The organism is Streptomyces sp. NPDC054932 (assembly GCF_053610205.1).
The window spans coordinates 1-9,991 of the sequence record NZ_JBSGXU010000249.1 but is presented as its reverse complement, the minus strand read 5'-3'; the positions used below and the strand labels follow the sequence as shown (position 1 = coordinate 9,991).

Genomic DNA, 9,991 nt, shown 5'->3' with positions numbered 1-9,991 from the left:
CCCCCCTGCCGTGTGCGTTGCCCCGCCCCCGCCGAGGGGGGCGGCGCGGGCGGGGCGGCTCGTGGGGCGGTGGGGCGGTGGGGCGGTGGGTCAGAAGTTGCCCAGTCCGCCGCACACGTTGAGCGCCTGGGCGGTGATGGACGCGGCCAGGTCGGTGGTGAGGTAGCCGACCAGGCCGGCCACTTCCTGGGGGGTGGAGTAGCGGCCGAGAGGGATCTTGGATTCGAGCTGTTCCCGGACGTAGTCCTCGGTGGTGTCCCACACCTGGGCGTAGCCGGTGCGCACGCGGGCGGCCATGGGGGTCTCCACGTAGCCGGGGCAGACGGCGTTGACGGTGGTGCCGGTCGGTGCGAGTTCCTTGCCGAGTGCCTTGGTGAAGCCGACGACGGCGTGTTTGGAGGCGGAGTAGGGGGCGCCGAGGAGGACTCCCTGCTTGCCCGCGGTGGAGGCGATGTTGATGATGCGGCCCCAGGGTTCGGCGGCCAGGCCGCCGCTGTTGAGGACCTCGCGGGTGAGGAGGAAGACGCTGTTGAGGTTGGTGTCGATGACGTCGTGCCACAGTTCGTCGGTGATGCCGGCGGTGGCGCCGCCGCCGCTGCGGCCCGCGTTGTTGACCAGGATGCTGACGGGCGCGCCGTAGGCGGCGACGGCTGCGGCGACCAGGTTCTCGACGGCGGTCCGGTCGCGGACGTCGGCGGCCGCGCCCTGGACGGTGAGTCCTTCGGCCTGGAGGTCGGCGACGGTCTGCTTGACCTTGACCTCGGTGCGGGCGCAGAGGAACACGCGGTGCCCGCGGGCGCCCAGGTCCCGGGCGACGGCCAGTCCGATGCCGCTGGTGGCCCCGGTGACCAGGGCCACCGGCCGCTCGGGGGCCCTGTCCATCGCCTTGACCGTCATCCTCGTCCCTCCGTCGCCCGTCCGTTGCGTGTGCAGCGTGGCGCAGGGAACTCGTGGCGCGGCGGAAGGGTGATGGAGGCGGCCCCCGGCGGGCCCCGGGGCGGGGCGGGGGCGGTCAGTGGCGGCGCCAGCTGCCGGCGCGGGAGTGCCGCACGGCCGGGGTGCGGTCCCAGCCGGCGGGGGCGGCCGGCGGCGGGGGCGGGGCGGGGTCGGCGGCCCGGCCCGCCAGGAGGGCGGTCAGGACGGCGAGGACGGCGGCGGTTTCGTCCTCGTCGGGGTGTCCGCGGTGGATCCGCCAGGTGTGCGGGGTGTCGGGGCCGGCCGCTTCGCGGGCGGTCATACGGGCGGGTTGCCGTGCTTGCGCGACGGCAGGTCGGCGTACTTGGGGCGGAGCATGGCGAGGGCTCCGGCGAGCACGGAGCGGGTCTCGGCGGGGTCGATGACGTCGTCGACGAGGCCGCGTTCGGCGGCGTAGTAGGGGTGCATGAGCTCGGTGGTGTATTCCTTGATCTTCTGTGCGCGCATCGCGTCGGGGTCGGCCGCGGCGGCGATGTCGCGGCGGAAGATGACGTTCGCGGCGCCCTCGGCGCCCATGACGGCGATCTCGTTGGTCGGCCAGGCCAGTGCGAGGTCGGCGCCGATGGAGCGGGAGTCCATGACGATGTAGGCGCCGCCGTAGGCCTTGCGCAGGACGAGCGAGATCCGCGGGACGGTGGCGTTGCAGTAGGCGTAGAGCAGTTTGGCGCCGTGGCGGATGATGCCGCCGTGTTCCTGGTCCACGCCGGGCAGGAAGCCGGGGACGTCGACGAGGGTGACGAGCGGGATGTTGAAGGCGTCGCAGAACTGGACGAAGCGGGCTGCTTTTTCGCTCGCGTGGATGTCGAGGACCCCGGCGAGGCTGGCGGGCTGGTTGGCGACGAAGCCGGTGACGTGTCCGTCCATCCGGGCCAGGGCGCACACGACGTTGGCGGCCCAGGCCGGCTGGACCTCGAAGTGCTCGCCGTCGTCGACGATCTCCTCGATGACCCTGCGGATGTCGTAGGCCTGCTGGGGGTTGGCCGGGACGATGGCGGACAGGGCGTCGGTGCGGCGTGCGGCCGGGTCGCCGGTGTCCTCGCGGGGCGGTGTCTCGCGGTTGTTGGCGGGCAGCAGGGAGAGCAGGTGGCGCACGTCCTCCAGGCAGGTGGGCTCGTCGTCGTAGGCGAAGGCGGCCACTCCGGAGAGCGCGGCGTGCACGTCGGCGCCGCCGAGGCCGTTCTGGGTGATCTCCTCGCCGGTCACGGCGCGGACCACGTCGGGGCCGGTGATGAACATCTGTGAGGTGTCGCGGACCATGAACACGAAGTCGGTCAGGGCGGGCGAGTAGGCCGCGCCGCCCGCGCAGGGGCCGAGCATGACGCTGATCTGCGGGATGACGCCCGAGGCGCGGGTGTTGCGCTGGAAGATGCCGCCGTAGCCGGCGAGTGCGGACACGCCTTCCTGGATGCGGGCGCCCGCGCCGTCGTTGAGGGAGACCAGGGGTGCGCCGGCGGCCAGCGCCAGGTCCATCACCTTGTGGATCTTCTCGGCGTGTGCCTCGCCGAGCGCGCCGCCGAAGATGCGGAAGTCGTGCGCGAAGACGAAGACGGTGCGGCCGTCCACGGTTCCCCAGCCGGTGACCACGCCGTCGGTGTAGGGCTTCTTGCCCTCCAGGCCGAATCCGGTGGCGCGGTGTCTGCGCAGGGCCTCGATCTCGTGGAACGATCCTTCGTCCAGGAGCAGGCCGATCCGTTCACGGGCGGTGAGTTTGCCCTTGGCGTGCTGGCGTTCGGTGGCGCGTTCGTCCGGGCCGGCCACCGCACCGGCCTTGATGGCGGCCAGTTCCGCGGCGCGGTCGGCGGCGTGCAGGGGTGGTGCTTGGCTGATGGTCATGTGGCTCCTCCAGGTCTGAAGATGGCGGGTCTCAGGGCGCCCGGTGCAGCGTGAGGTGGCCGCGCCGCCTCGCCGGGTGCGCGGGGCGGGAGGCGGGCGGGCCTGCGCCGGCCGCGGCGCGCGCCCCCGCGGCGGCGGGCGCCCGGAGGGGAACGGCGCCGGCACGGGGTCCCTCCGGCCGGTGTTCCTCCGGCCGGTGCTGCTCGCGGCGGTGCTGTTCGCGGCGGTGTTCCTCCTGCAGGACCTCCCCCAGGGCCTGCGCGAAGCGTTCGATGTCCTGTGCGGTGTTGTCGTGGTGGACGCTCGCGCGCAGGGCGGGCTCGCCGTCGAGGCCGGCCGGGTGCAGGGGGGTCTCGTGCGCGACGGTCTTGCCCAGGACGACCCCGCGCCGGGCCAGGCCCCGGCGGATGGCCGCGGCGGGGATCTCGGCGTGCCGGAAGGCCAGGACGGCGGCCTGCCGGCTTCCGGCCGCGAGCAGTTCCATTCCCGGGGTGCGCCGGACGGCGGCGCGCAGCCGGGGCAGGAGGTCCTCGTGCGGGAGGCGGGCGGCCGCGGCGTGGTGGGCCAGGGCGGCGTCCAGGGCGGCGACGGCGGCCGGTTCGGGCGCCGCTGCGCGCACGGACACCGGTACGGGTGCGAGTACGGGTGGGGGTGCGGGTGCGGGTGCGGGGGTGTCTGCCGGGCCGGGGGCTACGTAGGCGAAGCCGGTGCCCTGCGGGCCGCGCAGGAACCTCCAGCCGTCCGCGGTGAGCAGGTCGCAGCCGATGCGGGTGGCGTCGAGGGGGAGCAGGCCGGCGGAGTGGGAGGCGTCGACGGTGTAGCGGGCCCGGTGGGGGGCGAGGAGGCGGCCGATGGCCTCGACCGGGTTGACGGTTCCGCAGGCCGGGGAGAGGTGGACGGCGGAGACGAGGGCGACGTCCTGGTCGAGGCGGGTGCGCATCCAGTCCAGGTCGAGGTCCCCGTCGGGGCGCAGCGGGACGACCTCCAGGCGGCACCGGGTGCGGTCGCGCAGGGCGTGCAGGGCGGTGAGGCCCGCGAGGCTTTCGTGGGGTGTGGTCCAGATCCGGTCGCGCGGGCCGAGGGTGATGCCGTGCAGGAAGGCCTCGAACAGTTCTGCCGCGCCGGCCGCCAGGACGGTGTCGGCGGCCCGGACGCCCAGCAGGGCGCCGATGCGTCCGTGGATCCGGGTGCGCAGGACGCCGCCGGGGCTCTCCTGCAGCGCGGCCGTCCCCAGGCGGTCGTCGAGGGCGGTGCAGCGGGCGAGGACGGCGTGCACGGCGTCCGGCATCCGGCCGGTGCCCGCGGTGTTCAGGTGGGCCGTCCGCTCCCCGCGTTCCCCGGATTCCGCACGTTCCCGGTGTTCCCCGTGTTCCCGGTGTTCCCGGTGTTCCCCGTGGTGCGTGTCCGCGTTCATTCCAGGGGCCTCCCCCGCTGTCGGGGCCGCGGGACGTTCACGGCCCTCGTGTACCAGGCATTGCCCATTGACTTGGCAACACATTGCCCAGCGGTTGGCAGTTTTGGCAATGACGGTTCGGGCCCGCTCCGGTGAAACTCGAGTTCCCGGCCCCCGGCCGCGCCCGGCAATGCCCGGGAAGTGGGCCGGTATCGGCCTGCCGGGTTTCTTCCGCCCGAATTCCGTTGCAGGTCAAAGCGGTTGCGGCGGGCGGCTCCAGGCTGTCTCGAGCGATCGGCGAGCAAATCCCGAGCGGGTGTTGCCAGTCTTCCTGGCAGAAGAGTTGCCAAGTCGGATCAAACAGTTGCCACAAGGGAGTCATCATGAGGAACATCGCCCGCCTCGTCGCCACCGCCGCCCTGGCCTGCGCCGCCGTGCTCGCCGCGGGCGGTGCCGCCCAGGCCGTTCCCGGCATCGACTGGCCCGTCGCGCCGGCCGCGGCGCCCGCGCCGGCCGCCGCCCCGGCAACGGCCCTGATCGACTGGCCGTAACCGAAAACGGCTCGAAGCCCGGTGGAGGAAAGAGATGGAAAACATCCACCGCGGCTAGCGTGCGCGGCACGGGGGCAGTTCCTCCGCCACCGGCGGCAGAAATGTGCCGGGGGAGCTCGAGGAGTACGGAGGGGAGACCGTGAGGATTCAGGTTCTGGGTCCGTTGAGTGCCGAGGTCAACGGGGGATCCATTGTTCCGACCGCGGGAAAGCCGAGACAGGTGCTGTCGCTCCTGTCGCTGTATCCCGGCCGTGTGATACCCGTTCCCACGCTCATGGAGGAGATCTGGGGGACCCAGCCGCCGCAGAGCGCGCTGACCACCCTCCAGACGTACATCCTCCAGCTGCGCCGGCGGCTGGGCACCGCGATGGGCCCCGGTTCCCCGGGCGGCGCCAAGGACGTGCTGGCCACCCGGCACGGCGGCTACCTGCTGCAGGTGCCCGAGGACAGCGTCGACGTGCACGACTACGAACGCCTCGCCCGCGAGGGCCAGAGCGCCTTCGAGTCCGGTGACGACCGGGTGTGCGCCGACCGCCTGCGGGCCGCCCTGGACCTGTGGCGGGGCCCGGCACTGGTGGACGTACGGGTCGGGCCGATCCTCGACATCGAGGTGCTGCGCCTGGAGGAGAGCCGCCTGGTCACCGTGGAGCGGCGGATCGACGCCGACCTGCGGCTGGGCCGGCACTCCGAACTGATCGCCGAACTCACCGAGCTGACCGCCCGCCACCCCCAGCACGAGGGGCTCCACTCGCAGGTGATGGTCGCTCTCTACCGGTCGGGCCGGCAGGCCACCGCCCTGGACGTGTACCGCAGGCTGCGGGGCCGGCTGATCGAGGACCTCGGCGTCGAGCCGTCACCGCAGCTGCAGCGCCTGCACCAGGCCATGCTGGCCGTCGACCCGCAGCTCGACGTGCTCGCCGGACCGCGGCACACCTCGACGTTCGACCTGTTCGCCGCCTGAGACCCCTGCCCCTGCCCCTGCACCGGCCCGGGGGCGGTCAGGGACGCGGCCGGTGCGCCTCGCCGACCAGGTAGCGGTCCAGGACGAGGTGGGAGGCGAAACTCCACTCCCCCGCCGCCGCCCGCGCGCCCGCCGCCCCCGTCACGGTCACCCGGCCCCGGCCGTCGAACGCGAACCCGACGGCGGACCCGGCCCCGGACCCGGGGGCGGGGCCGGTGGCGGGGCCGGTGGCGGGGCCGGGGGGCTGCTCCCCGGGGCCGAGCATCCGGGCGCAGGCCTCCTTCAGGGTCCACAGCCGCAGCAGCCGTACCCGGCGTTCGTCCCCGGGGAGCGCGGCCAGTGCGGCCTCCTCCTCCCGCGTGCACGCGTGGCCGTCCGGCAGACCGGCACCGGTGGCGGTGTCGCCGCCCGTGCCGGTGGCGGTGGCGTGGTCGGCGGGCCGGGCGGCCACGCCGACCGGCCCGGTGCGGCTGACGCCGACCACGATCAGCTCGCCTGCGTGCGCCAGGCCGAGGCCGAGGCCGGCGCCGGCGCCGGGCCCCCGCAGCACGGGGTGCCCGCCGGGTCCGCGGCCCAGCTCCACGCTGTGCACGGGCACCTGGAGGGCGGTGGCGGCGGCGTGCTTCAGGACGAAGCGCGAGACCGCGAACCGCATCCGCCCGGCCGCGGCCGGCGTCTGCCGGAAGCGCGGCCAGTCCTCCCCGAGCAGCGGGCGCAGTGCCGGGTCGAGCAGCACGGCGGTCAGCCACTGGCCCCAGGTGGTGCACAGGACCGCCCGGCCCGTGTCCTCGAGCCGCTCCCCCGCCTCGTCCCAGGGCCCGTCGGGGCCCTGGACCCACAGCGGCGCCCCGGGACCGCGGAGGGGGCCGGGCCTGTCGCCCCGGAGGGGGTGCGCGGTGCGGGGGGTGCGGGGGGTGTGGGGGGTGGGCGGCATCGGAGGTTTCCTTCCCGTGCTCATCGCAGCCGGCGCACACCGGTCCGGGCCCGCCATCCGGCCAGGCGCAGCGTCTCGGTGCCCGCCCGGCCCAGCCACGTCCGTACGTAGCGGCGGGTCTCGGCGGGGCCGCCGGTCCCGTCCCCGGGGGCGTGCAGGACGGCGTCGTGCAGCAGGACCTGCTGGGTGCAGACGGCCCGTACGCCGTCCCCCTCGGGGAACAGGGACCATTCGCCGGTGTGCGCGGCGATCGGCGGGGGTGTCACCAGTTCCTTGAAGACGATCCGTGCGGCCGCGGGGAAGCACAGCCGTACCGCCCGGGTGGCCAGGGTCCGGCCGTCGGGGGTGGCGCAGGTGTCCAGGGCGGCGATCTGCACGCCGGGCGCGTCCTCGGTCACGGCGGCCGATTCCACGTGCGGGACCCGCTGGGGCCAGTCCCCGATGCGGTGGAGGAAGTCGTACACGAGTTCGGCGGGGCCGTCGATGTGGACGCTGTCCTCGAAGGACAGCAGCAGGCGGTCCAGGTGTTCCCAGCGCTCGGCGATCGCCGTGAGGCCGGCGAGCCGGGCCGCGGGCCCGCTCTCCCCTGTCCGGCCGGGCGCGGCGGCGGGCAGGGCCGGGGCGGTGCGGTCCTGGCGCAGGGTCACCAGGCACCCGGTGTCGCCGTTCTCCTCGACGGTCCATGTGCCGGTGGTGGGCGCGCCCGGGCGGGCGGTGTCCTCCTGCTCGAACTCGACGGTGCGCGAGTGCGGGTGCAGGGTCCTGTTGAGGTGGAAGGAGCGGACCCGTTCGTCGCCGGTCACGTCCCACAGCCGCAGCCGTTCGCGGGCGCCGTCGAAGTCGATGCGCTCGACGTGGACGGGCGAGGGCAGCAGGAGGGGCCAGCGCACGGCGTCGGCCAGCAGTCCGTAGACCACACCGGCGGGGGCGGCGACCGGTGCCGTCCGCTCGCTGGTGTGCACGCGCTGCGACGGCATGGCGGGCACCTTTCCCCTGATCGTGTGTGCGGGTGCGGCCCAGCCTGCACCAGGGGACTCGAGGCTTCCTCAACACCCGCCACCCGGGCGCCCGTCGGCCGTCGGCCGGCGGCCGGCGGCCGGCGCCGCCTGGGGGTGTCCGGTGGGGGGTCAGACGCCGGCGGGGCGGCCGGTCCGGGTCAGTGCGTCGGCCAGGACCCGCCAGATCTCGGCGGCGAGGTCGATGTTGGCGTCCTCCTGGGCCTGCTGGGCCAGGGCGCGCAGGCCCTGGACGCCGGAGGGGTCGCCGCCGAGGATGAGCAGCTGGTGGCGCAGGATCTCCAGGCGCACCTGGCCGCGGTAGGTCATCCTGGGCCGGTCGGCGGCCAGTTCGCCCAGGAGGGTGCGGGCGTCGTCGTAGCGGCCGGTGGCGAAGGCGAGGTCGGCCTTGAGGGCGGTGAGGTCCTGCCGCAGGGCCGGTGTGCCGACCAGGGCGAGGGCGGCTTCGGCCTCCTCGGCGCGGTGTTGTGCCCGTGCGGGGTCGGCGGGCATCTTCTGCAGGTGGAGGCGGCCGGCGGCCAGGCGCAGCCGGATCCACAGGATCAGGTCCTCCTGGCTGCCGAACCGTTCGAGGGCGTCGTCCAGGCAGGTCTGTGCGCCGGGGTAGTCGCCCTGGCGCATGCGGACGGCGGCGGCGGTCCACATGGCCTCGGCCCACAGTGCGTCGCTGCGGCCCTGGACGAGGGCGGTCAGTTCGTCGGCGTGGAGCCGGGCCTCCCCGGTCCGGCCCGCTTCGGCCTGTACGGAGACGAGTGCGAGCAGGGCGGTGGCGCGGTCCTCGACGCCGAGTTCTTCGTGCAGTGCGATCCGGTGGGCCTCGACGGCCGCGTCGAGGGCCGGGGTGATCTCTCCGACGGAGCGCAGGCAGCGGGCGAGGCGGGTCAGGCCGCGCACGCGCAGTTCACCGACGCCGACTTCCTCGCCGAGCGCGACGAGGCGGGTGAGGCATTCGCGTTCGGTGGTGTGGTCGCCCTGGACGCGGGCGGCCCGGGCCAGGAGCCACAGTGCCTGCCAGCGCAGTACCGGGCTCTCGTGGTCCTCGGCGGCCAGGGCCTGGCGCAGGGCCACGATGGCGTCGGGGGCGCCGGTGGACGCCGCGAGGGTCAGGGCGTGGGCCAGGGAGCCGGTCGCCGGTTCCTCGAAGTCGGTTCTCTGCAGGCCGAGCCGGCCGGCCAGGTAGCCCACGGCGCGGTCGGTGGGCTGGCGTGCCCCGGACTCCAGGCGGGAGAGGTAGCCGGTGGACATGCCCTCGCCGGCCAGCGCCGTCTGCGACAGGCCCCGGGCCAGCCGCAGCTTCCTCAGGCGGTGTCCGAACGCGGGCTGTCGCAGCATGGGGATCCTTGGGGGTCGTGGGCAAGGAATCTGTCGCAGGGCGGCACCGAGCGTAGGGTCCGGGGCAACAGCCGGGCAAACCTTTGCCACCGGATCGGGGCCCCTCTCGTGCGGACGTCGTGCGGAGGTCGTGCGGGCCTCTTGCGTTCCTCGAGCGGTCCTCGACCGCGGCGAGGCAGACTCTCCAGAATCCGGTGTCCGTTGCGGCGGCCGGTGCCCTGTTCCTTTCGTGTCCAGCCCACCTGGAGTCGACGATGAGGCCATCGGTGTGCGCATCCCGCGCGTCCTGGACGCCCGCAGCACACACCGCGGCCCCGGCCACCGCCCGCCGGATCCCGGGTCCCCTCCGGCACGAGCAGCCCGACGAGGACATCGGCTGGCCGAAGCGGTGACCCGGGGCCGGGCCGCGCGCAGGGGATTCCCGGGCGGCCGGGGGTTGTCCGTGCGGTAGCACGGGGCGTTCGGCGCACCGGTCGCGGGCCGCGGTACGGTCCTCGGCGCACCCGGTACGTCCGGCGCCGGTCCACCGTCCCCGCGGCCCGGTACGGGCACTGCGGCAGGCCTGTCGGCCGGGCCGGCGCCGCAGGGCGTGCGGTCGACTCCGGTGAGCCCGGCGGCCGGTTCCGTGCGGCGCCGCTCTCCCCCGCTCCACGGCAACCCGGCAACTCCCCTGCGGGCCCGGCACGCCTCTGCAGGACCGGGCCGACCCGGCCGCGGGGCCGGTACCGTTCCCGCACTCCAGGATGGCCGGTCAGTTCTCCCGGAGGCCCGGCAGGCCGGTCTCGGGATCGGGCCGACCCGGCCGCGGGCAGGCGCCGTTCCCACGCTCCCCGGTGACGGGGCGGCTCCCCCGCGGGCGCACCCGGGTCTGCGGGATCGGGCCGACCCGGCCGCGGGCAGGCGCCGTTCCCGCACTCCGCGGTGACCAGGGGCTCCCCTGCGGGCCCGGCACGCGGGTCTGCGGGATCAGGGCCGATCCGGCCGCGGGCAGAGGCC

9 protein-coding genes are annotated in these 9,991 nt (G+C 75.0%); 2 read left to right on the top strand and 7 right to left on the bottom strand.

Annotated features, from left to right (window positions below; genetic code table 11):
- Positions 1–90: 90 nt before the first annotated feature.
- From ACWGE1_RS37300 to ACWGE1_RS37285, 4 genes are all read right to left on the bottom strand, one after another.
- Complete coding sequence (locus ACWGE1_RS37300; protein WP_453424909.1) at positions 91–897, bottom strand: SDR family NAD(P)-dependent oxidoreductase; 807 nt, start codon at positions 895–897, stop codon at positions 91–93.
- A gap of 115 nt (positions 898–1,012) precedes the next feature.
- A complete protein-coding gene (locus ACWGE1_RS37295; RefSeq protein ID WP_453424908.1) occupies positions 1,013–1,237 on the bottom strand; it encodes an acyl-CoA carboxylase epsilon subunit in 225 nt (74 codons plus the stop codon).
- A complete protein-coding gene (locus ACWGE1_RS37290) occupies positions 1,234–2,808 on the bottom strand; it encodes an acyl-CoA carboxylase subunit beta (RefSeq protein ID WP_453424907.1) in 1,575 nt (524 codons plus the stop codon). The genes ACWGE1_RS37295 and ACWGE1_RS37290 overlap by 4 nt, the downstream gene beginning before the upstream one ends.
- A gap of 31 nt (positions 2,809–2,839) precedes the next feature.
- Positions 2,840–4,222, bottom strand: a complete 1,383-nt coding sequence (locus ACWGE1_RS37285; RefSeq protein ID WP_453424906.1) for an aminotransferase class V-fold PLP-dependent enzyme — start codon at positions 4,220–4,222, stop codon at positions 2,840–2,842.
- A 362-nt stretch (positions 4,223–4,584) separates the two neighbouring features.
- Here ACWGE1_RS37285 and ACWGE1_RS37280 point away from each other — a divergent pair, with 362 nt between their 5' ends.
- Entirely contained in the window at positions 4,585–4,752 is a 168-nt protein-coding gene (locus tag ACWGE1_RS37280) for a hypothetical protein (RefSeq protein ID WP_453424905.1), read from the top strand.
- A 139-nt stretch (positions 4,753–4,891) separates the two neighbouring features.
- Positions 4,892–5,713, top strand: coding sequence for an AfsR/SARP family transcriptional regulator (locus ACWGE1_RS37275; protein ID WP_453424904.1), 822 nt, complete (start codon positions 4,892–4,894; stop codon positions 5,711–5,713).
- Positions 5,714–5,750: 37 nt separating this feature from the next.
- Here ACWGE1_RS37275 and ACWGE1_RS37270 read toward each other — a convergent pair whose 3' ends face one another.
- The 3 genes from ACWGE1_RS37270 to ACWGE1_RS37260 all read right to left on the bottom strand — a co-directional run bounded on the left by ACWGE1_RS37270 (position 5,751) and on the right by ACWGE1_RS37260 (position 8,995).
- The gene (locus tag ACWGE1_RS37270; protein ID WP_453424903.1) at positions 5,751–6,647 is read right to left on the bottom strand and encodes a 4'-phosphopantetheinyl transferase family protein; all 897 of its coding nucleotides are present in this window, start codon (positions 6,645–6,647) and stop codon (positions 5,751–5,753) included.
- A 20-nt stretch (positions 6,648–6,667) separates the two neighbouring features.
- On the bottom strand, positions 6,668–7,624 hold the full coding sequence (locus ACWGE1_RS37265; protein WP_453424902.1) for an aromatase/cyclase: 957 nt from the start codon (positions 7,622–7,624) through the stop codon (positions 6,668–6,670).
- A 150-nt stretch (positions 7,625–7,774) separates the two neighbouring features.
- Positions 7,775–8,995: a helix-turn-helix domain-containing protein gene (locus ACWGE1_RS37260; RefSeq protein ID WP_453424901.1), complete on the bottom strand. Its 1,221-nt coding sequence runs from the start codon at positions 8,993–8,995 to the stop codon at positions 7,775–7,777.
- Positions 8,996–9,991 lie beyond the last annotated feature (996 nt).